General features: G+C 67.0%; 22 protein-coding genes. 15 read left to right on the forward strand and 7 right to left on the reverse strand.

All coding sequences use genetic code 11. The annotated features are described in order from the left end of the window. The first annotated feature begins 21 nt into the window (after positions 1-21). From AC1ROK_RS02920 to AC1ROK_RS02945, 6 genes are all read left to right on the forward strand, one after another. Positions 22-834, forward strand: a complete 813-nt coding sequence (locus tag AC1ROK_RS02920; protein WP_492843657.1) for an enoyl-ACP reductase FabI — start codon at positions 22-24, stop codon at positions 832-834. A gap of 51 nt (positions 835-885) precedes the next feature. After that, positions 886-1,515, forward strand: coding sequence for a histidine phosphatase family protein (locus AC1ROK_RS02925; RefSeq protein WP_492843659.1), 630 nt, complete (start codon positions 886-888; stop codon positions 1,513-1,515). Positions 1,516-1,525: 10 nt separating this feature from the next. Beyond that, positions 1,526-2,275: a hypothetical protein gene (locus AC1ROK_RS02930; RefSeq protein WP_492843661.1), complete on the forward strand. Its 750-nt coding sequence runs from the start codon at positions 1,526-1,528 to the stop codon at positions 2,273-2,275. Positions 2,276-2,283: 8 nt separating this feature from the next. Further along, positions 2,284-2,796, forward strand: coding sequence for a GNAT family N-acetyltransferase (locus AC1ROK_RS02935; RefSeq protein ID WP_492843663.1), 513 nt, complete (start codon positions 2,284-2,286; stop codon positions 2,794-2,796). 294 nt (positions 2,797-3,090) lie between these two features. Next, on the forward strand, positions 3,091-4,197 hold the full coding sequence (aroC, locus tag AC1ROK_RS02940; RefSeq protein ID WP_492843665.1) for a chorismate synthase: 1,107 nt from the start codon (positions 3,091-3,093) through the stop codon (positions 4,195-4,197). Between the two features lie 236 nt (positions 4,198-4,433). Further along, positions 4,434-5,042, forward strand: a complete 609-nt coding sequence (locus tag AC1ROK_RS02945) for a response regulator (protein ID WP_492843667.1) — start codon at positions 4,434-4,436, stop codon at positions 5,040-5,042. A gap of 49 nt (positions 5,043-5,091) precedes the next feature. Here the strand turns inward: AC1ROK_RS02945 and AC1ROK_RS02950 are convergent, their stop codons facing one another. The 4 genes from AC1ROK_RS02950 to AC1ROK_RS02965 form a co-directional block, all read right to left on the reverse strand. Further along, entirely contained in the window at positions 5,092-5,832 is a 741-nt protein-coding gene (locus AC1ROK_RS02950; RefSeq protein WP_492843669.1) for a TlyA family RNA methyltransferase, read from the reverse strand. Next, the gene (locus AC1ROK_RS02955; RefSeq protein ID WP_492843671.1) at positions 5,829-6,431 is read right to left on the reverse strand and encodes an SCO family protein; all 603 of its coding nucleotides are present in this window, start codon (positions 6,429-6,431) and stop codon (positions 5,829-5,831) included. Before AC1ROK_RS02955 ends, AC1ROK_RS02950 begins: the two co-directional genes overlap by 4 nt. A gap of 92 nt (positions 6,432-6,523) precedes the next feature. Then, positions 6,524-6,778 (reverse strand): exodeoxyribonuclease VII small subunit, encoded by a 255-nt coding sequence (locus AC1ROK_RS02960; RefSeq protein WP_492843673.1) that lies wholly within the window; start codon positions 6,776-6,778, stop codon positions 6,524-6,526. A 26-nt stretch (positions 6,779-6,804) separates the two neighbouring features. After that, entirely contained in the window at positions 6,805-7,734 is a 930-nt protein-coding gene (locus AC1ROK_RS02965) for a histone deacetylase family protein (RefSeq protein ID WP_492843675.1), read from the reverse strand. 67 nt (positions 7,735-7,801) lie between these two features. On the opposite strand from AC1ROK_RS02965, the gene AC1ROK_RS02970 reads away from it, so the two are divergent. Continuing rightward, entirely contained in the window at positions 7,802-8,731 is a 930-nt protein-coding gene (locus AC1ROK_RS02970) for an L-threonylcarbamoyladenylate synthase (protein ID WP_492843677.1), read from the forward strand. 96 nt (positions 8,732-8,827) lie between these two features. Here the strand turns inward: AC1ROK_RS02970 and AC1ROK_RS02975 are convergent, their stop codons facing one another. Then, positions 8,828-9,784, reverse strand: a complete 957-nt coding sequence (locus AC1ROK_RS02975) for a DnaJ C-terminal domain-containing protein (RefSeq protein ID WP_492843679.1) — start codon at positions 9,782-9,784, stop codon at positions 8,828-8,830. A 109-nt stretch (positions 9,785-9,893) separates the two neighbouring features. On the opposite strand from AC1ROK_RS02975, the gene pdxH reads away from it, so the two are divergent. The 4 genes from pdxH to AC1ROK_RS02995 all read left to right on the forward strand — a co-directional run bounded on the left by pdxH (position 9,894) and on the right by AC1ROK_RS02995 (position 13,873). Then, the gene (pdxH, locus tag AC1ROK_RS02980) at positions 9,894-10,529 is read left to right on the forward strand and encodes a pyridoxamine 5'-phosphate oxidase (protein ID WP_492843681.1); all 636 of its coding nucleotides are present in this window, start codon (positions 9,894-9,896) and stop codon (positions 10,527-10,529) included. Positions 10,530-10,611: 82 nt separating this feature from the next. Next, on the forward strand, positions 10,612-11,799 hold the full coding sequence (locus tag AC1ROK_RS02985; RefSeq protein ID WP_492843683.1) for a DUF898 family protein: 1,188 nt from the start codon (positions 10,612-10,614) through the stop codon (positions 11,797-11,799). After that, positions 11,799-12,911: a M48 family metallopeptidase gene (locus AC1ROK_RS02990; protein WP_492843685.1), complete on the forward strand. Its 1,113-nt coding sequence runs from the start codon at positions 11,799-11,801 to the stop codon at positions 12,909-12,911. Before AC1ROK_RS02985 ends, AC1ROK_RS02990 begins: the two co-directional genes overlap by 1 nt. Before the next feature lie 137 nt (positions 12,912-13,048). Continuing rightward, positions 13,049-13,873, forward strand: coding sequence for a DUF1499 domain-containing protein (locus AC1ROK_RS02995; protein ID WP_492843687.1), 825 nt, complete (start codon positions 13,049-13,051; stop codon positions 13,871-13,873). 194 nt (positions 13,874-14,067) lie between these two features. On the opposite strand, the gene AC1ROK_RS03000 is transcribed toward AC1ROK_RS02995, so the two are convergent. Beyond that, on the reverse strand, positions 14,068-14,991 hold the full coding sequence (locus AC1ROK_RS03000) for an MBL fold metallo-hydrolase (RefSeq protein ID WP_492843689.1): 924 nt from the start codon (positions 14,989-14,991) through the stop codon (positions 14,068-14,070). Positions 14,992-15,057: 66 nt separating this feature from the next. Here AC1ROK_RS03000 and AC1ROK_RS03005 point away from each other — a divergent pair, with 66 nt between their 5' ends. Next, positions 15,058-15,696, forward strand: a complete 639-nt coding sequence (locus tag AC1ROK_RS03005; RefSeq protein WP_492843691.1) for a biotin transporter BioY — start codon at positions 15,058-15,060, stop codon at positions 15,694-15,696. Positions 15,697-15,772: 76 nt separating this feature from the next. Here AC1ROK_RS03005 and AC1ROK_RS03010 read toward each other — a convergent pair whose 3' ends face one another. Further along, positions 15,773-16,330 carry a hypothetical protein gene (locus AC1ROK_RS03010; protein ID WP_492843693.1) on the reverse strand — a complete coding sequence of 186 codons (558 nt, stop codon included), beginning with the start codon at positions 16,328-16,330 and terminating at the stop codon, positions 15,773-15,775. A gap of 61 nt (positions 16,331-16,391) precedes the next feature. Between AC1ROK_RS03010 and AC1ROK_RS03015 the strand changes: the two genes are divergently transcribed. Genes AC1ROK_RS03015 through AC1ROK_RS03025 form a run of 3 tightly spaced genes read left to right on the forward strand, consistent with a single transcriptional unit; the run spans position 16,392 to position 18,962 of the window. Then, positions 16,392-16,937 (forward strand): PepSY domain-containing protein, encoded by a 546-nt coding sequence (locus AC1ROK_RS03015; RefSeq protein WP_492843695.1) that lies wholly within the window; start codon positions 16,392-16,394, stop codon positions 16,935-16,937. Between the two features lie 7 nt (positions 16,938-16,944). Then, a complete protein-coding gene (locus AC1ROK_RS03020) occupies positions 16,945-17,610 on the forward strand; it encodes a response regulator transcription factor (protein WP_492843697.1) in 666 nt (221 codons plus the stop codon). After that, positions 17,607-18,962 carry a sensor histidine kinase gene (locus AC1ROK_RS03025; protein WP_492843699.1) on the forward strand — a complete coding sequence of 452 codons (1,356 nt, stop codon included), beginning with the start codon at positions 17,607-17,609 and terminating at the stop codon, positions 18,960-18,962. Before AC1ROK_RS03020 ends, AC1ROK_RS03025 begins: the two co-directional genes overlap by 4 nt. Positions 18,963-18,976: the final 14 nt, after the last annotated feature.

An 18,976-nucleotide genomic window follows, 5' to 3' on the forward strand; every position in this document is an offset into this window, starting at 1 on the left:
CATCCAATACGGAGCACGACGATGGCGCAGGGTCTGATGGCCGGCAAAAAGGGCCTGATCATGGGCGTGGCGAACAACCGCTCGATCGCCTGGGGCATTGCCAAGGCCCTCGCCGACCAGGGCGCCGAGATCGCCTTCTCCTACCAGGGCGAGGCGCTGAAGAAGCGCGTCGAGCCGCTCGCCGCCGAGATCGGCGTCACCACGCTGGTCGAGTGCGACGTGTCGAACGACGCGGCGATGGATGAGACCTTCCGTGTGCTCAAGGAGAAGTGGGGGACGATGGATTTCCTCGTCCACGCCATCGGCTTTTCCAACAAGGACGAGCTCGAGGGCCGCTATATCAACACCAGCGCCGAGAACTTCGCGCTGACCATGAACATCTCGGTCTATTCGTTCACCGCCGTCGCCAAGCGCGCCGAGGCGATGCTGAACCCGGGCGGTTCGCTGCTGACGCTGACCTATTACGGCGCCGAGAAATACGTGCCGAACTACAACGTCATGGGCGTCGCCAAGGCCGCCCTCGAGGCTTCGGTGCGCTACCTCGCGCATGACCTCGGGTCGCAGAACATCCGCGTCAACGCCATCTCGGCCGGCGCCATCAAGACGCTGGCGGCCTCGGGCATCTCGGGGCTCCGCACCATGCTGCACTTCCAGGAGAAGGCGGCGCCGCTGAAACGCAACGTCACCCAGGAAGAAGTCGGCTCAGCCGCGCTCTACCTGCTCAGCGACCTCGCTTCGGGCGTCACCGGCCAGGTGCAGTATGTCGATTGCGGCTTCAACATCATCGGCATGCATGTCGACGATGAAGCCGACGCCGCCGCGCCCACCGCCTGATCTATCCCGGGGCTGCCGCAGGGCGGCCCCTTTCGTTTCCGAGCGTCGACAATGCCCATCACCTGGCCTGAACTGTATTTCATCCGTCACGGCGAAACCGACTGGAACGCCGAGGGGCGCTATCAGGGGTCCAAGGACATCCCGCTCAACGATATCGGTCGCGGCCAGGCCGATCTCAACGGCAAGCTCCTGGTGCAGATCCTCGATCGAGCCGGTCGCAGCCCGGCCGATTTCACCTGGCACGCCTCGCCGCTCGGCCGCACCCGCGAGACCATGCAGCGCGTCCGCTCGGCCTTCACCGTGCCGCTGCCCGAAGTGGCCTTCGATCAGCGGCTGGTCGAGGTGTCGTTCGGCATCTACGAAGGTCGGCTCCATACCGAGCTCAGTTCCGGCGAGATGGCGATTGCCGGCGAGCGCGATGCCGGCTTCTGGAATTTCCGCCCGCCCTCGGGCGAGAGCTATGAGGATGTGGCGCAGCGCATCCGAAGCTTCGCCACCGACACGCTCAACGGGCCGGCGATCATCGTGGCGCATGGCGGCATCCTCAGGATTCTTCGCCGCCTGATCGAGGATTTTCCGGCCGAGCGCGCCGTGAACTGGTTCCCGCCGCAGGATTCGGTGGTGCACTTCATCGACGGCAAGAGCGTCGTCTACCCGGCCGGCCACAGCTGGGACGATTGAGAGCGGGCGGATGTCGACTGCATTCGCTACCATCATCCATGACATTGAAGGCCGGCTCGTCGAGCCGATCCGCGCCGCTGCCCCCGAGCTGCGCCGGATGTTCTCCGGCTTTGCCGCGAGCCTGACCGAAGCCACCGACCCGCGCGTCGCCGCGGCGCTGCGCGAAGCGCTCGGCGCCAGCGTCGCCTCGCATCCGACCGGCGAAGCGATCATCGGGCTGGCGCGGCGCAACGCGGTGGGGCTGGCGCTCCAAGGCGATGCCGAGCGCGTGCTCTATTCCGACATGGACCATGTATTGCGCTGGATCGATGCCGACCGCAGCGAGATGTACGAGGTGCTGTCGGCGCAACCCGAGGCGCAACTCCTCATCATCGGCCGCACCGCCGAGGCGATGGCAGCGGTGCCGCAGCGGCTGCGCGACACCGAGACACCGGTCAATCGCGCCTATGAGCTGCTGACCGGACGTACCGCCGACCTGCTGTTTGCCGTGCGCCGCATGGACCGGAAGGCGGCCGGTGACATTGTCGCCCATAGCCGCATCGACACCATCGCCAACGATGTTGAATGGCCGCTGCTGGCCGAGCAGCGCGGCCATCGTGTCGGCTACGCTGCGGCGCATGGCCTCACCTATCGGACCATCGACGAGTACGGCGCTGCGGCCGACAGCTATGACCACGATCCGCTGCAGTGGATCCGCCGCATCGAGATGGCCGGCGACATGGCGCGCGTGATGCGGCCATACCTTCGACGGACGGATTGAGAGCGCGCATGGACAACATCTCGATCCGGCCCTGGCTCGAGACGGACTCGGCGGCTGAACTGACCGAGTTGCTGCACCGCGCCTATGCGCGTCTCGCCGCCATGGGGCTGCGCTTCTGGGCAACGCACCAGAGTGCCGAAGTCACTGAGAAGCGGATCGGGCAAGGCGAGTGCTTCGTCGCGGTTGCCGATAGGGTGATCTGTGGCACCATTCTGTTCCGCGATGTGTCCCGAACCAATGGCAGCCCCTGGTACGACCAGCCAGATGTCGCTTCGTTCGGCCAGTTCGCCGTAGAACCGGGCCTGCAGAGCAATGGCCTCGGCCGCCGGCTTATTGCGCATGTCGAAGAACGCGCCGCTGCGTCCGGTGCTCGGGAACTGGCGCTCGACACGGCAGAGCCAGCCGTGCATCTCGTCGACTGGTACACCCGGCTCGGCTACCGCTTCATCGAGCACACGCAGTGGCAACACACCAATTATCGCAGCGTTGTCCTGAGCAAGACGCTGGGCGATGACGCGTGAGCCGCCGCAGCGAGGCCTCGATTGACGTCTCTTGTAGGTAGCAGGCGGTCATCGCGCGGCCTGTCGAGGAACCGCATGGGCTCTCAGCCCGCCTCCGCGGTCGCTGGCCCGGCCCCCGCTACAAGATATAGCTCAAGGCAGTCGGCTATCGGCTGGTCTATGAGGTGCGTGATGGTCAGGTATTGATCGTCGTCATCACGGTCGGCATGCGGGACAGTGTCTACGATGAAATAAGGCGCGATTGACCCCGGCCGCCTCTAGCCCCTAGAACGCCCATAACTTCGGGGCACCCTCATGAGCTTCAATACCTTCGGTCACCTGTTCCGTTTCACCACCTGGGGCGAAAGCCACGGGCCGGCGCTGGGCGTGGTGGTGGATGGCTGCCCGCCGGGGCTGCCGATCTCGGCCGAGGTGATCCAGCGCGATCTCGATCGGCGCAAGCCCGGCCAGTCGCGCTTCACCACGCAGCGGCGCGAGGACGACCAGGTGCGCATCCTCTCCGGCGCCTTCGAGGACGAGCGCGACGGGCAGTTGAAGACCACCGGCACGCCGATCTCGCTCATGATCGAGAACACCGACCAGCGCTCGAAAGACTATTCCGAGATCAAGGACAAATACCGTCCCGGGCACGCCGATTTCACTTACCACCAGAAATACGGCATCCGTGATTACAAGGGCTCGGGCCGTGCCTCGGCGCGTGAAACCGCGGCACGCGTTGCGGCCGGCGCCGTGGCCCGGCTGGTGATCCCCGATGTCACGGTGCGCGCCAGCCTCGTGCAGATCGGGCCGCACAAGATCGACTATGCGCGCTTCGACTGGGCCGAGGTCGACAATAACCCGTTCTTCTGCGCCGACCCGGTCGCCGCCAAGGAGTGGGAAGTCTACCTCGATGGCATTCGCAAGGCGGGTAACTCGGTGGGCGCGGTGATCGAGGTGGTGGCCGAAGGCGTGCCGCCCGGCTGGGGCGCCCCGATCTACGGCAAGCTCAGCGCCGACCTCGCCTCGGCGATGATGTCGATCAATGCGGTGAAGGCCGTCGAGGTCGGCGCCGGCTTCGAGGCGGCCGAACTTACCGGCACCGAGAATGCCGACGAGATGCGGGCGGGCAACGCCGGACCGTACTTCACCTCGAACAAGGCGGGCGGTATCCTGGGCGGCATCTCCAACGGCGATCCGATCGTCTGCCGCTTCGCGGTCAAGCCGACCTCGTCGATCATCACGCCGCGCCAGACGGTGACGACGCACAACGAGAACACCGAAGTCATCACCAAGGGCCGGCACGATCCCTGCGTCGGCATCAGGGCAGTGCCGATCGGCGAAGCGATGATGGCGGTGGTGCTGGCCGACCATTTCCTGCGCCACCGGGGCCAGACCGGGCGCGAGGGCGGCATCGGCTACTAGAGCGTTTTCGCGGCAGCTCGCTGAGGCCGTCGGGGCTGTCCGTCAGGGCGCCGCGGGCTGACACTTACAATTCAGACAATTGTCGGTGCGGAACACGCGCTAGTGCGCATTGACCGCGAAGGCGACAAGGCGCTTGCTGTTGGAGTAGGCCGTAAGCCATTGCTCTTGCTGGATTATTTCTACGGGTAAGCGCCAGATGACTAAGCGGTCGCACTGACACAGCTGAGGGTTATCAGATGTTCGAGTCCTGCCGCGCTTACGTCATGGCCGCCAATCTGCGCGATAGTCTGGCGCTGGAAACCGCAGCGCACCACCTGGGCTTCGGCGAGGTGGTCTGTGGCCTCGACAGCCCCGCACACGCCGGCCACCCCGGCACGACGATCACCTACTTCTTCCTCGACTACCGCATGCGGGACGAGGAACTGATCGACACCATCGCCGCCATTCGCGAGGAGCGAAGCTCGCGGCTCTGCTACTCGCCGGTCATCCTGTTCACTGCCGACCAGGCGGCCGAGACAGTGGTGCGCTATGTCCGCTTCGGCTTCGATGATGTCATCAGCCTGCCGGCGCGGCGCGACGAACTGGCCGAGCGGCTGGCCGACCAGCTCTATGGCGAGCAGCTCTACATCGAGACCAAGGACTATTTCGGTCCCGACCGGCGCCGGCTGGATCGTGGCGCCGAACTGCGTCTCGGCATCTCGCCGCACACCAGGCTGGTATTCGAGCGCGATCCGCGTCGCGGTGTCAGGGTGCTCGATCGCGAGGTCCGCGGCCACCGCTTCAAGGCGCGCCCGGCGCCTCATACGCACTTCATGGCCAAGCTGTTCGGCCAGCACGCTGTCTAGCACGCCTGAGATCATCACCCCTGGCGTTTCGCCGGACCGGTGAAGCGCCTTAGCCGCGGCGACGAAACCCCGCGACGATCTCACGATTGCCATCGCCTCCGGCGATCGGCGAGGCTACGGCAAACCGCCGCTCCCAACCGGCTTCGGCAAAATGCGCGATGACCCGCTCGACCGCCACGGCGATCGCGCTCTCATCGCTGACGATGCCGCCTCTGCCGACATTCTCGCGGCCGACCTCGAACTGTGGCTTGATCAGGATCACCGCCTCGGCCTGCGGAGCAGCAAGCGCCAGCACCGGATCGATCACCTTGAGGATCGAAACGAAACTCACGTCGGAAACAATGAGTTCGATCGGCTCGGGGATCAGCTCGACCGTCAGGTCGCGACCGTTGACGCCCTCGAGCGAGATGACCCGCGGGTCCGCCTTCACCCGCTCATGCAGCTGGTCGTGCCCGACATCGACGGCATAGATCCGCGATGCGCCGCGCTCCAGCAGCACCTGGGTGAAGCCGCCGGTCGAGGCGCCAAGATCGAGGCAGACCCGCCCGGCCGGGTCGATGGCGCCGGCATCGAGCCCGGCAACCAGCTTCAGTGCGGCGCGTGAGACATAGGCGGCGGCCGGATCGTCGAGGGCGACGTTGTCGTCGGGCCCGACCTGCTGGTTGGGCTTGCTGGCGACGACCCCGTTGACGGTTACCGTGCCGCGCAGGATGGCGTCACGCGCCCGGGCCCGGCTGGGCAGGAGGCCACGCGCCTCCAGCGCCTGATCGAGCCGGATGCGTTCGCTCACGAGGCGATGAGCTTCTTGATCTTGGCGACAGCGGTTTCCGTGGGCTCGCCATAGGCGATCGTGCCTTCGAAATTGCCATCCTTGTTGATCAGGAACACCGAGGCGGTGTGATTGACCAGATAGAAGCCGTCGGCGCCGGGCTCGGTCGTCTCGGAGGCCGCACCGAACGAAGCCTTCACGGCATTGGTCTGGGCATCAGTGCCGACCAGCCCAATGGTGCCGGGGAACGGGCTCAGGTAATTGGCGAGCACGTCCTTGGTGTCGCGCTTGGGATCGACGGTGACGAAGATGGTGCGAAGCTGATCGGTGCTGAGGCCCAGTTGCTCCCTCCAGGTCACTGATTCCGCCAGCGTGGTTGGGCATACGTCCGGGCAATTGGTATAGCCGAAGAAGACCAGACTCGGCGTGCCCTTCAGGCTCGCTTCGCTGAACTCGCCGCCAAGCGTCGATTCCATGGTGAACGGCTTGCCGGTGACGCCGAGTGGCGCTGAGGGCGGCCGGAAGATGAACAAAGCCGTGGCGCCGAGCGCGGCGACCACCACCAGCGTCCAGAGGATGATGCGGAAGCGCGCCAGCGCCGGTGAGGAAGTGTCGGCCATTTGTGCCTTGCCCAGATGCGTTGGCGCCTTATAGCGCCAGCCGGCAGCGCTTGGCGCGCGTCATTGTCGCGTAGTCACCGAGGCGTGAAGGCTTACTGCGGGTCGAGCGGTTCGGTGCCGGTGGGCTGGCCGTTGCGCAGCGTGATCTTTTCGATCCGCATCTCCGCCTGCTTGAGCAGCGCCTCGCAATGGGTCTTCAGCGCTTCGCCGCGCTCGTAGATGGCGATCGACTCGGCCAGCGGCGCCTGGCCGCTCTCGAGCTTGCCGACGATACCCTCGAGTTCGCGCAACGCCGCCTCGAAGCTCATCAGCTTGATGTCGTCGGCAATAGCGGGGGAATCGGACATGGCAGTTCCTTCGATGGGCCTCGTTGCTAGCTTGCGGCCATCAACATTTCAACATGCGCGGCGGCCCCGGTGGCGAGGCCGTGCCGGTCGTAGCCGCCTTCGAGCATCGACACCAGCCGTCCCTCGCACACCCGCGCGGCGACATCCACCAGCCGCTCGGTGACCCAGGCAAAATCCTCGGGGTGCCAGTTGAGCCCGGCGAGCGGATCGCGATAGTCGGCATCGAACCCGGCCGAGACCAAAAGGAAGTCCGGCCGGAACGCCTCCAGCGCCGGCAGGATCCGGTCGGTATAGGCCGCCCGCATTTCCACGCCGCCGCTCCCGGCCGGTAGCGCGGCGTTGCAGATATTGCCGACGCCGGTGAAGCTCGGCGAGCCTGTGCCGGGGTAGAGCGGCATCTGGTGGCTCGAGGCGTAGAATACCGTCGGATCGGCCTTGAAGATGTCCTCGGTGCCATTGCCGTGATGGACGTCGAAATCGACGATCGCCACCCGCTCGGCCCCGAACTTGCGCTGCGCCTCGCGCGCCACCACGGCGATCGAGTTGATCAGGCAGAAGCCCATCGGCCGGTCGATCTCGGCGTGGTGGCCGGGCGGGCGGACGGCGCAGAAGGCGTTGCGCACTTCGCCCAGCGCCACCGCCTCGAGCGCGGCGAGCCCGCCGCCGAGCGCTGTCGACGCCGCTTCCAGCGAGCGCGACGAGATGAAGGTGTCCTCGTCGATCTGGCCGATCCCCTCGGCCGGCCGGGCTCGGGTGAGGATGCTCAGGTAGTTGGCGTCATGCACCAGCTCGGCCAGCGTCAGGTCGCCGGACGGCGCCTCGCGGCGGATGAGCCGCGCGAAGCGGTCGGCGCTCAGCGCTTCCTCGACCGCCCGGATGCGGTCGGGCCGTTCGGGGTGCCCGGTGGGGGTAGCGTGGCTTTCGAAATTGGGCTGGGAGACGAGGAGGGTGGCCATGGGCTCGGGAACTGTCGCTGCACCGATAGCTTGACGTTGTGCCCACGAGCTTGTCAAACCTCGCGCCATGGCCAGCGCCGTTCATTCTCACTCCGATCTGCCTCAGCTCGCGGCGCGATTGCGCGCCGGAGAACTCGTCGCGTTCCCCACCGAGACGGTCTATGGGCTCGGCGCCGACGCGACCAACTCCGACGCGGTGCTGAAGATTTACGAGACCAAGGGTCGGCCGCGCTTCAATCCGCTGATCGTCCATGTGGCCGACCTCGCCATGGCGGAGCGCTTCGTGAGTTTCAGCCCGATGGCGCGGAAGCTGGCGGAATTCTGGCCCGGTCCGCTCACCCTGGTGCTGCCGAGGCGCCCGGAAGCCGGGCTCTCCGACCTGGTCACGGCAGGTCTCGAAACGGTCGGGATCCGCATCCCGGCCCATCCGCTGGCGCTCGAACTGATCCGCGCCGCGGGCCGGCCGCTGGCGGCGCCCTCGGCCAATCGCTCCGGCAAGCTGTCGCCGACCACCGCCGCGCAGGTGGAGCGCTCCTTCAACGGCACGGTGCCGGTGCTCGAGGGTGGCGCGTCGCAGGCCGGGGTGGAGTCGACCATCCTGGCGGTAGAGGGCGACTTGGTGACGCAGCTGCGCGCCGGCGCCCTGCCGCGCGACGAGATCGAAGCGGCGATCGGTAAGCCGGTAACTGTGGCGAGGCACGACGCGGCAATTGCTGCGCCCGGCATGCTGGCCAGTCACTACGCGCCCAACGCCACGTTGCGGCTCGATGCCGAGCGCGCGGAGGTCGGAGAGACCTGGCTCGGCTTCGGCCCCGGCCCAGCCGGCGCCAACCTGTCGCCCAGCGGCGACCTGCGCGAGGCCGCCCGCAACCTGTTTTCTATGCTGCACCAGCTGGACGAAGGCGCCACGCGCATCGCCGTGGCGCCGATCCCGCGCAAGGGGCTGGGCGAAGCGATCAACGATCGGCTGAAACGGGCCGCGGCGCCGCGAGGCTAACGCGCCATTGAAGTTGCGTCGGTGGAGGAGCCCAACCGGTGAGAGAGGCGAGGCGGCGGGTCATCTCGCCAGAGGTCATCGCCCCCGACCCACGCGCTAGTTGTCCCGTACCTTGTAAGGCTTCTGGTCGCGCCAGAAACGCATCAGGCTTTCGAGGTCGGGGTCGCCCTGTTCCGGCAGCACCACGCGCAGCGTGGCGTAGAGGTCGCCGGAGCCATGGAGGCCCTTGCCCTTGAGCCGCAAGGCCTTGGCAGTGTTGACCGAGGCCGGCAGGTTCAGTTCGGCCGAGCCGTCGAGAGTGGGGACGCGCACCTTGCCGCCGAGCACTGCCTCATAGAGCGTGATCGGTACATCGACGCGCAGGTCCGCGCCGTCGCGGCGGAACAGCTTGTGACGTTCGAACTTCACCGTGACGATCGCATCGCCCGGCGCACCGCCATAGGGCGAGGGGTGGCCCTGGCCCTTGAGCCGGATCTGCTGGCCTTCCTCGACCTTTTCGGGAAGCTTGACGTTCAGCACCTTGCCGGTCGGCATGCGCAGCGGCACGCTGCCCGCGGTATGCGCCTCCTCGAGCGTCACCGTGACGGTGGCGTTGATGTCTTCGCCGCCCATGCCGGCGCTGCGGCCGCCCTGGAAGCCGCCGCTCGATGCGCCGGTGAACGGGTCCCAGCTCTGGCTGCCGCCGGCGCCGCGGGTCGGCCCGCGCTGCTGGCCGCCGAAGCCGGACATGAATTCCTTGAGGATATCTTCGGCTGAAAACCCACCTGCACCGGCGCCAGCGCCCGGGCGTGCACCGCCACCCGCGCCACGGCTGAAGCCGGCAAAGCGGGGATTGCCGTCGGCGTCGATCTCGCCGCGGTCGTAGCTGGCGCGCTTTTCCTTGTCGCTGAGAAAGTCGTAGGCCGACGAGACCTCGGCGAACTTCGCGTGGGCCTTCGGGTCGTCCTGGTTCTGGTCGGGGTGATGCGCCTTGGCGAGCTTGCGATAGGCGGACTTGAGGTCCTTTTCGGTGACGGACCTCGGCACCCCGAGCACGGTATACGGGTCGCGCATGGGTTCCTTCAACTTCGGGCGGGTTGGGATTTGCTTTCGCGGCCCGCGCCATCCTATATGGCCATGCGCTCCGGGCTTGTCCAGACTGGCGCGTCACGAGGGTAAAACCATGCCGGCAACGACACTTACCGAGCGGCTGTTCGACGATTCCGATACCGCACCGATCGACCCCTGCTCGCTGTTCGAGGAGTGGTTCGCCGCGGCACAGGAAAGCGAGCCGAACGACCCGCACGCCATGGCATTGGCCAGCGTCGATGCCGACGGCCTGCCCGATGTCCGCATGGTGCTGCTCAACCAGCGCGACGCGCGCGGTTTCTGCTTTTTCACCAATTTCGAGAGCGACAAGGGGCGCGAGCTGCTCGCCCATCCCAAGGCCGCCTTCGTTATGCACTGGAAGACGCTGCGCCGGCAGATCCGGGTGCGTGGCCCGGTGGAAGTGGTGGCCGACAAGGAGGCCGACGCCTATTTCGCGACCCGCGCCCGGGTCAGCCAGATCGGCGCCCATGCCTCCAAGCAGTCGCGGCCGCTGGCCAACCGTTACACCCTGCTCGAGCGGGTCGAGACCCTGACGAAGAGTTTTCGCGAAGACGAGCCGGTGAACCGGCCGGCGCACTGGTCTGGCTTTCGGGTGATCCCGCAAGTGATGGAATTCTGGAAGGATGGCGCCAACCGCCTGCACGACCGGGTCCGCTTCACTCGCACCCTGCCGGATGGCGCCTGGAGCCGGCAGCGGCTCTACCCGTAAATACTGAACGCCGGCAACTGCCGGGTGCTTGCCAATAACGCCACGACTATCGCAACATGCCGAGGGCGTGGGGGATGGTGGCGTGGCCAGTATTACAACAATGTTTGGTGACGCGAGGATCAGCCGCGTCCCGGCCAAGTTCACCGGCACGCGCGCCGAACTGTTCTGGCGGCTGGTCCGCGGCTATCTCCTGATGGTTCCGACCCTCGGCCTTTACCGTTTCTGGGTCACCACCATGAAGCGCCAGTTCTACTGGCACAATACCAGCATCGATGGTGATGCGCTGGAGTACACCGGCACGCCGTTGCAGCTGCTGATCGGCTTTCTGATCGCGCTGGCGGTCTTTTTGCCGCTCTACATCGTGTTTTTCTACCTTTCGACCCAGGTCGGCACCGTAGTGGTGGTCGGCTACGCCGTCGTCGCGGCGTTGTTCTGGTTCCTGTTCGGCTATGCCAGCTATCGCGGGCGCGATTTCCGCCTGTCGCGCACGCTGTGGCGCGGCATCCGCTTCGACCAGAAGGGTAATGCCTGGGCCTATGCGACGCGGCAATTCCTGTGGTCGCTGCTGGTCGTCGCCACCCTCGGCCTCGCCTACCCGTTCATGTCCGCCGACCTCTGGCGCTACCGCTACAGCAATACCTGGTACGGCGATCGCCAGTTCAGCTTTACCGGCAGCTGGCGCACCATCGCCGGCCCGTTCTCCCGCGCCTATGCGACGCTCGCGATCCTTGTCGGCGCTGCTGTAGGCGTCGGGCTCCTCACCGGGGGGCGGGCGATGGCGCTGGTGCCGCTGCTGCTGATCGTCCTCGGTTTCGGCGGCTTTTTCTACTATCGCGCCCGCGAGACCAGCCGGATGTTCTCCGAGGTGCATCTGGGCGCGGCGCGCCTGCGCGTCGAGGTCAAGGCGCGGGCCCTGGCGGTCCAGTTTGCAGCCTATTCCGGCATGCTGCTGGTGGCGTCCATCGTCATCGGCCTCGTCGGCTACCTCGTTACCCTGGTGGTGCAGGGCCAGTTCGATTTCACCTCTCTCGCCGGCATCGCCCGGGCCGGCTGGATCGGCGTGGCGCTGGCGCTTGGCGGTTACCTGGTGAGCCTTGCGGCGCTGGGCCTGATGGCCGAGGTGTACCTCGATTGCGGCTACTGGATGCTGGTCGCCCGCGGCGCCACCATCACCGGCCTCGAGAGCCTCAGCACCGTTCGGGCCGGCGACGAAGACAAGGCGCTGGCCGGCGAGGGCCTGGCCGACGCGCTCAACGTGGGGTCGTTCTGATGGAGATGGAGCCGGTCGGCCGCTATTACGACGGCCTCGTGGCGGCCCGCCGCTACGTCACCTTCGCGCTGACCCGCGATGCTGCGCCGGCAGAGCTGATCATTGCCGACCGTGACACCCGCGAGGAGATCGACCGCTGGCCGGTCGATGCGCTGTTCGAGGTGACGGGGCTGGGTGACGAATTGCGCGTGGGCGTCGCCGACCGGCCGTACGGCGCGCGTCTCCGCGTGCCGGCCGGTGAGTGGAATACCGCGCTGCGGGAAGCGATCCCCGGCCTTGGTCGGCGCGCGCAGCTGGAGCGTGGGCAACAGCGGCGCATTCTCGGGATCGGGGTGGCGGCGCTGGCTTCGGTGATCGCCGCCTATGTGTTCGGCGTTCCCGTCCTGGCCGATGGCGTCACCCGGCTGGTGCCGCCGACCTGGGAAACGCGCCTCGGCGAGGGCGCCCGCATGCAGGTTGAGGGCATGCTGAGCGACGGCGTGGGGTTCCAGGCTTGCGGTTCGGAGTTCGGTCGGGCGAACAGGGCCATCGCCCGTTTTGCTGCCGAGGTCATGAGCGAGACGGGATCGCCATTCACCCCGGAGGTGACCGTGGTCCGCTCGCCGCTGACCAACGCCTTCGCCCTGCCGGGCGGCCGGGTGTACTACTTCTCCGGCCTGCTCGAGCGGACCGAGACGGCCGACGAGTTCGCCGGCGTCCTTGCCCACGAGCTTGGCCATGTCGTGCACAGGCACGGCATGGAGATGCTGATCGAGAGCTCGGCGACCGGGCTCCTCGTCGGCTTCGTGCTGGGCGACATGACCAACCTGTCGGTCGCCGCGGCGGCCGGCGCGACGCTGATCGACAGCCGCTTCTCGCGCGAGGCGGAACACGAGGCCGATGCGTTCGCCGGCGCCGCCGGCAACCGTCTCGGCTTCTCGCCGCTGGCGCTGGCCGGCCTGCTCGAGCGCATCGCGGCGGACGACACGATGAGCCGCACGCTGGCCTTGCTCAACACCCATCCGCTGACCGACGAGCGGCGTGCCGCGCTCGAAGCGCTCGAGGTAGCGCCCACCACCACGCGCCCCGCCTTCTCCGAGGCGGAGTGGCAGGCGATCAAGTCGATGTGCTAGAGCGAGATCAGGAAGGGTTGCAGAGCTTTCCTGTCCTGCTCCAGCCCTCGCCCCTCAACAACTTTCTTCCGTGAGGCTTTGCACGAAGCGGTGCGCCGTGCTTATCCCTTAGCTCTGTTGCAGTTCCGGCCGGCACGATGCGCATCCTCATCCGCACCTCGAAATGGGCAATCTGGGCCCGGCGCTTCGGCAGCCTGGCGCTGCCACTGACCATCATCCCGGTGTTGCTGCACCGCGAGCAGCTGATCACCAGTTCCGACTTCGCCGTCATCGAGGCGGTGGCGGCGGGTGTGGCGGCACTGGCGGTATTCCTGGCGCTCGGCGCCTTCGGGCGGCTTTGGATGACCGGCGACCAGGGCTGGAGCAAGGCCGGCTGGGGCCTGTTCTTCGGCATCGTCTGCCTCCTGCCTTTCGCCTATCTCGGCTACGAGGCGATGCGCTACCCGATGGTCAACGAGGTGACGACCGACATCGCCGATCCACTGCCCCTGGTCTCACCGGTGCGCGTGGCGCCGACCAGCGCGCCGCTGCGCGCCGAGATCGCCGCCATCTTCCCCAACGTCCAGACCCGTAGCTATCCGGTCGATGCCACCGAGATGTTCACCATCGTCGACGATCTGGTCGAGGCCCGCGGCTGGGATGTGCGCACCCGCCGCGCCCCGCCGACGGCACTCGATACCGGTGAGATCAACGCCATCGCGGTGACGTTGTTCGGCTGGCGCGACGAAGTGGCGATCCGGGTGACCGGCACGGCGCAGGGGTCGGTCATCGACATGCGCTCGGTACCGCTCGGCGGCTTCCATGACTTCGGCGAGAACGGCAAGCGGATAGAGGAGTTTCTCCTCGCGCTCGACCAGAAGATCACCCTGACGCTGCGCGACGCGCCGCAGGCGCCGACAACGCCCGACACCGACACCCCGCCGCCGCCCGCCGAAGGCGAGGCGGATGACGACGCCGAGTAGGCTGGCCGAGAGAGTTGCCGAAACGCGGGGGACTGGGCGATCGCACCACCGCCAGGTCGACCAAACACGATGTCATCCCCGCGAAAGCGGGGATCTCCGTTTGCGATCGTGCCGCGGGCGAGAAAACAGAGGTTCCCGCTTTCGCGGGAATGACCCGGTGGATGGGCTGCACCGCAGGTCGGGCCAGAAACGCTCTACGCGCGTGAGGGAAACAGCGTCGTGCCGAACGGGCCATAGGTGGCGCCGATCAGGCCACGATCGACCAGGTACTCGACATGCGCCTTGAGCGTCATCAGCGCCGCCCCGTGCAGCGGCAGGGCCAGTTGCGGGTAGATCAGCGCCAGCAGGTGACGGATCTTGCGGGCGCCGCCGTTCACCGCCGCAACCACCTGCCGATTGCGCTCCTGCCGGTGCGCCAGCAACGCCCGGGCATAATCCGGCCCATCCTCGATGCTGCCGCCGTGGCCGGGCACATAGTGCCCATAGCCGAGGCCGATCACCTTCTCGAGCGAATGCAGGTAATCCGCCATCGAGCCGTCGGGCACTGAAACGAGGGTGGAGTTCCAGCCCATGATGTGATCGCCGGTCAGCAGCCGGGGTGTCCCGACGAGTCCGAAGGCGAGGTGGTTGGCGCAATGGCCGGGGGTGGCGATTACCTCGAGCGTGATGCCGTCGATCAGCAGCGGTTCGCCGTCCTGCAGCACCCGCTCGGGCACGAGGCTCCAGTCGCTTTCGCGTCCGACCGCGTTGACCTCGAACAGCCGCCGCGCCCGGCTGAGCCGGTGCTTGCCGCCCGACCAGACCGGGGCGCCGGTGGCCGCTTTCAGCCTGGGCACCAGCGCCGAATGATCGACATGGGTGTGCGTGAGGATGATCGCCTCCACCGGCCGCCCGGCGATGGCGCTCGTCAGCGCTGCGAGATGTGCGCCATCGTCCGGGCCGGGGTCGATCACCGCCATCCGGTCATGGCCGACGATGAAGCTGTTGGTTCCCTTGAAAGTATAGGGTCCGGCATTGGGAGCGGTGATGCGGACGAGGCCGGGCGCCAGCGTCACCGGGTGGCCGGTCTCGGCGTCGAACGTCGTGTTGAAGCTCAGTGCCGGCGTCGGGCCAGCCATTGCGCTCTCCCAGGCGAGCGACTAGTAATCGGCGCTAGCAATGCTCCTCAAAATGAAGGATTGGCAATGGCCTTGACGCTCACCACGCCGAACACGGTTCTTGGCGTGCTTTCGCCCAAGTCTCAGTCGGCGCGCCTCGTGGCAAACCTGGTCACCGTGGTGCTCGGCTCGCTCGTGCTGGCGCTGTCGGCCAAGATCTCGGTGCCGGTGATGCCGATCCCGGTGACGCTGCAGACCATGGCCGTCGCGGCGCTGGCTGCCGGCTTCGGCTGGCGCATCGGCGTCGCCACCGTGGCGCTCTACATCGCAGAGGGCCTGTCGGGCCTGCCGGTCTTCGCCACCGGTGGCGGCCTCGATTACATCATGCGCCCGTCCTTCGGCTTCATCCTCGGTTACCTGCCGATGGCCTACATCATCGGCCGCGCCGCCGACCTCGGCGCTTCGGGCCGCATCGTGCTGCTGTTCGGCGCGATGCTGCTGGCCGATGCGGTGCTCTTCGCCTTCGGCTTCACCTGGCTCCTGGTCGTCGCCAACGTGATCGTCCAGTCCGGCGCTACGCTGCCCGGCTGGCTCGATGCCACCAACCTTATCGGCACCGCCTGGAACGGCGCCGTGGCCCCCTTCATCCTGTGGGACGTGCTGAAGATGGCCTTCGCGGCGGTCAGCGTCGTCGGCATCTGGAAGCTGCTGCCCAAAAAGGCCTGAACGCCTCGCGAGAAATTGGAAAAAGGGCCGGTCAGTTGACCGGCCCTTTCTCTTTGTCAGCGCCCCGTAGCAGGCTTTAGTTGGTGAACACCGCCAGCGACCCATCGGCCGCGACGCCAATGGCGATCACCTCCTCGGCCGAGGTGTTGTTGGCCTCGAGCCAGGCATCGAGCGCCGCATTGGAACTGAGCGCCACCTGCAGGTCGCCGATCTCCTCGGCATGGCCGTTGAGCGCGAGATCCAGCGCGGTGGCGTTCCCGGCGTTGATCCAGCCACTGACATCGTAGGTGGTGGCGTCGATGTCGGTGAGGCTGGCGAGGCTTGTCTCGGTCCAGTGGCTGCTCTCGATCAGCGAGATCACCACGCCGAGCTCATCATCGGCTGTTAAGGACGCAGCTGCGGAGGCATTGGCAGTGAGGCTGCCAGCCGTGCTATCCTTGGTTCTGAGGTCGTCAAGTCCGAGACTGGCGGTAGTGTCGACATCGGTGGCGACGCCGAGCGACAGGCCGCCTTCGCCAGCGGAGGCGGACGTGCTGCCGCCGACCGAGACGCCTACACCGATATCGAGCGCCAGGGCGGGCGCGCTGAGGACGCAGAGGCAGGCAAGAGCTGCGGCAAGGGTTTGAGTTTTCATGATGATGGCTCCGTTGCAGTTAGTGCGCCGAGCAGCCTCCAGGATTCGCCCTGACACGTTCATGAGATCGTTGTCAGGTAATGGTCAGGGTCGAGAACGTATTCTGTCGAACATGGTCCCCATCCGGCCGAATCATCGCCTGTTGCCCGTACTCGTCTGTCTTGCGGGCCTGTTCCTTCTCCCATCCGCCGCATGGGCGCAGGTCGATCTTGGACTCGACCTGGGGGGCCTGGGCAGCGTCGATGTCGGCATCGGCGGGGATGAGGGGCTGGGCGTGGACGTCGACCTCGGTGGCGACGACAGCGGGCTCGGCGTTGATCTCAATCTTGGCGGCTCGGGTGGGAGCGGGCTGGGCCTCGATCTCGAAACCGCGGGCAAACCCTTGGGACAGAAGGCAGCCCTGCAGGCGGTGCGCAGCGGCCGGGCGCTGCCGATGGAAGACATCATGCTGCGCGCGCAGGTATTGACCGACGGCGAGATCATCGATGCGCAGTTAGTGTCGCTGCAAGATGTGCTGCTGTATGAAATCAAGGCGCTGGGTAAATCCGGCGAGGTGAGCGAGCTGTATTTTCTTGCCCAGACGGGCGAGTATCTCGATCTGAACTGAGCGTCACATGCGCGTACTGGTTGCCGAAGATGATCGGCGCATCGCCGAGGCCCTTGCCGCCGCCCTGCAGGCGGCCGGCTTTGTTGCGGAGGTCGAGTCCGACGGCGAGGAAGCCTGGTATCGCGGCGATACCGAAGAGTTCGACGCCATCATTCTCGACCTGGGGCTGCCGACGCTGGACGGCCTCACCATCCTCAAGCGCTGGCGCAAGGCGGGCCGCAGCGGCCCGGTGCTGATCCTCACGGCGCGGGGGCATTGGGAGGAGCGGGTCGAAGGCATCGAGGCCGGCGCCGATGATTATGTGGTCAAGCCCTTCCGCATCGAGGAAGTGGTGGCCCGCATCCGCGCCATCGTCCGCCGCTCCGGCGGCTTCGCCTCGTCGCGGGTGGAGGTCGAGGACCTGGTGCTCGATACCCGCGCCATGCAGGTGACCCGCGACGGCATCCCGATCAGCCTCAGCCCGCAGGAATACCGGCTGTTCGCCTATCTCGCGCACCAGCGCGGCCGTGTGGTATCACAGCTCGAGATCACCGAGCACCTCTACGCTCAGGACTTCGAGCGCGAGTCCAACTCGATCGAAGTGCTCGTCGGCCGGGTGCGGCGCCGGCTCGGCACCGAGGTCATCAAGACCCGTCGCGGTTTCGGCTATTATATGGGGACGCTCGAGGAATGAATCCGCGCTCGCTGCGCCTGCGCCTCCTGGGCGGCGCGGCGCTGTGGATCATCCTCGCACTGCTGGTCGCCGGCTTTGCCATCGGCTGGATGTTCACCGCCAATGTCGAACGCTCGATGCGCGACGGGTTGACCGCCAGCCTCAACCGGCTGGTGGCGCAGATCGATCCGCTTGCCGAGGAGCCGGTGCCGGGCGATGCGCTGCCCGATCCGCGCTACGGCACGCCGCTCTCCGGCATCTACTGGCAGGTCGAGGCGCCGGGATCCGACGATTCCTGGCGGTCCCGCTCACTGGGCGATCATGTGCTGGAAACCAGGGGGGCAGCGGCGCCGGGTGGCGCCGAGCGCTTCGGCACCCTTCCCGGGCCGGGCGGGCAGTCGCTCTCCGCCATGGTGCGCGAGGTCAGCTTCACGTCCGACGCCGGGCCGAGAGTGTTTCGCGTCACCCTTGCCGAAGACCGGGCGCTGCTCGACGAGTCGATCCGCCGTTTCGGCGGCGACCTGATGCTGGCGCTGGCAGTCCTCGGCATGGCGCTGATCCTCGCCGCCTGGCTGCAGGTGCAACTTGGCTTGAAGCCGCTCGAGCACCTGCGCGAGGGCATCGGCGCGGTGCGCCGCGGCGAAGCGCAGAAGCTGCCGCCGCGCTACCCTGTCGAGGTGCTGCCGCTGGTCGGCGAGGTCAATGAACTGCTGAGCCAGCAGCAGAAATCCATGGAGTTCGCTCGCGCCCGCGCGGCGGATCTGGCGCATGGGCTGAAAACGCCGCTGTCGGTGCTGCGCAACCTCGCGGCCCACATGCAGACCACCGGCCATGCCGAAGCCGGCGAGCAGGTCGATGAGATCGTCGGCGAGATGGATGATCGGGTCGAATACCAGCTGCGTCTGTCGCGGCTCAGGATGCGTACCCGGGCGCATCAGCTCAGCGCTTCGCTGAACGAGGCGGTCGACCGCACCATCGCGGTGCTGAGCCGCACCCAGGAGGGCGAGGAGCTCGACTGGCAGGTGAAGCTCGCGCCCGAGCTCAAGGTCGACATCGATCGGCACGACCTGATGGAACTGGTCGGCGTCATCCTCGAGAACGCCGCCAAATGGGGCAAGTCGCGGGTGCGCGTCGAGGGCCGGCGTGACGAGGGCTTTGCCGAACTCAGCATCGCCGATGACGGGCCCGGCCTTACCGAGGAGCAGATCGCCCGGCTCGGCGTCCGCGGCCAGCGGCACGACGAGAGCCGGCGCGGTTCCGGCCTCGGCCTCGCCATCGCGCTCGAAGTGGTGGCGCTCAATGCCGGCACGGTGCAGTTTGCTCGCGCCGCCGAAGGCGGCCTCGCCGCCACGGTGCGATTGCCGCTCGCCTGACTGGGTTAACGCCG

Source organism: Devosia sp. GW821-FHT12F11, from assembly GCF_058806655.1.

What these genes read in the sequence shown, in the direction of transcription:
- aroC (WP_492843665.1), top strand. Translation starts at nt 3,091, where the DNA reads ATGAGCTTCAATACCTTCGGTCACCTGTTCCGTTTCACCACCTGGGGC.
- AC1ROK_RS02930 (WP_492843661.1), top strand. Translation starts at nt 1,526, where the DNA reads ATGTCGACTGCATTCGCTACCATCATCCATGACATTGAAGGCCGGCTC.
- AC1ROK_RS03025 (WP_492843699.1), top strand. Translation starts at nt 17,607, where the DNA reads ATGAATCCGCGCTCGCTGCGCCTGCGCCTCCTGGGCGGCGCGGCGCTG.
- AC1ROK_RS03015 (WP_492843695.1), top strand. Translation starts at nt 16,392, where the DNA reads ATGAGATCGTTGTCAGGTAATGGTCAGGGTCGAGAACGTATTCTGTCG.
- AC1ROK_RS02975 (WP_492843679.1), bottom strand. Translation starts at nt 9,784, where the DNA reads ATGCGCGACCCGTATACCGTGCTCGGGGTGCCGAGGTCCGTCACCGAA.
- AC1ROK_RS02925 (WP_492843659.1), top strand. Translation starts at nt 886, where the DNA reads ATGCCCATCACCTGGCCTGAACTGTATTTCATCCGTCACGGCGAAACC.
- AC1ROK_RS02955 (WP_492843671.1), bottom strand. Translation starts at nt 6,431, where the DNA reads ATGGCCGACACTTCCTCACCGGCGCTGGCGCGCTTCCGCATCATCCTC.
- AC1ROK_RS02970 (WP_492843677.1), top strand. Translation starts at nt 7,802, where the DNA reads ATGGCCAGCGCCGTTCATTCTCACTCCGATCTGCCTCAGCTCGCGGCG.
- AC1ROK_RS03020 (WP_492843697.1), top strand. Translation starts at nt 16,945, where the DNA reads ATGCGCGTACTGGTTGCCGAAGATGATCGGCGCATCGCCGAGGCCCTT.
- AC1ROK_RS02960 (WP_492843673.1), bottom strand. Translation starts at nt 6,778, where the DNA reads ATGTCCGATTCCCCCGCTATTGCCGACGACATCAAGCTGATGAGCTTC.
- AC1ROK_RS02920 (WP_492843657.1), top strand. Translation starts at nt 22, where the DNA reads ATGGCGCAGGGTCTGATGGCCGGCAAAAAGGGCCTGATCATGGGCGTG.
- AC1ROK_RS03005 (WP_492843691.1), top strand. Translation starts at nt 15,058, where the DNA reads ATGGCCTTGACGCTCACCACGCCGAACACGGTTCTTGGCGTGCTTTCG.
- pdxH (WP_492843681.1), top strand. Translation starts at nt 9,894, where the DNA reads ATGCCGGCAACGACACTTACCGAGCGGCTGTTCGACGATTCCGATACC.
- AC1ROK_RS02995 (WP_492843687.1), top strand. Translation starts at nt 13,049, where the DNA reads ATGCGCATCCTCATCCGCACCTCGAAATGGGCAATCTGGGCCCGGCGC.
- AC1ROK_RS02965 (WP_492843675.1), bottom strand. Translation starts at nt 7,734, where the DNA reads ATGGCCACCCTCCTCGTCTCCCAGCCCAATTTCGAAAGCCACGCTACC.
- AC1ROK_RS02945 (WP_492843667.1), top strand. Translation starts at nt 4,434, where the DNA reads ATGTTCGAGTCCTGCCGCGCTTACGTCATGGCCGCCAATCTGCGCGAT.
- AC1ROK_RS03010 (WP_492843693.1), bottom strand. Translation starts at nt 16,330, where the DNA reads ATGAAAACTCAAACCCTTGCCGCAGCTCTTGCCTGCCTCTGCGTCCTC.
- AC1ROK_RS03000 (WP_492843689.1), bottom strand. Translation starts at nt 14,991, where the DNA reads ATGGCTGGCCCGACGCCGGCACTGAGCTTCAACACGACGTTCGACGCC.
- AC1ROK_RS02935 (WP_492843663.1), top strand. Translation starts at nt 2,284, where the DNA reads ATGGACAACATCTCGATCCGGCCCTGGCTCGAGACGGACTCGGCGGCT.
- AC1ROK_RS02990 (WP_492843685.1), top strand. Translation starts at nt 11,799, where the DNA reads ATGGAGATGGAGCCGGTCGGCCGCTATTACGACGGCCTCGTGGCGGCC.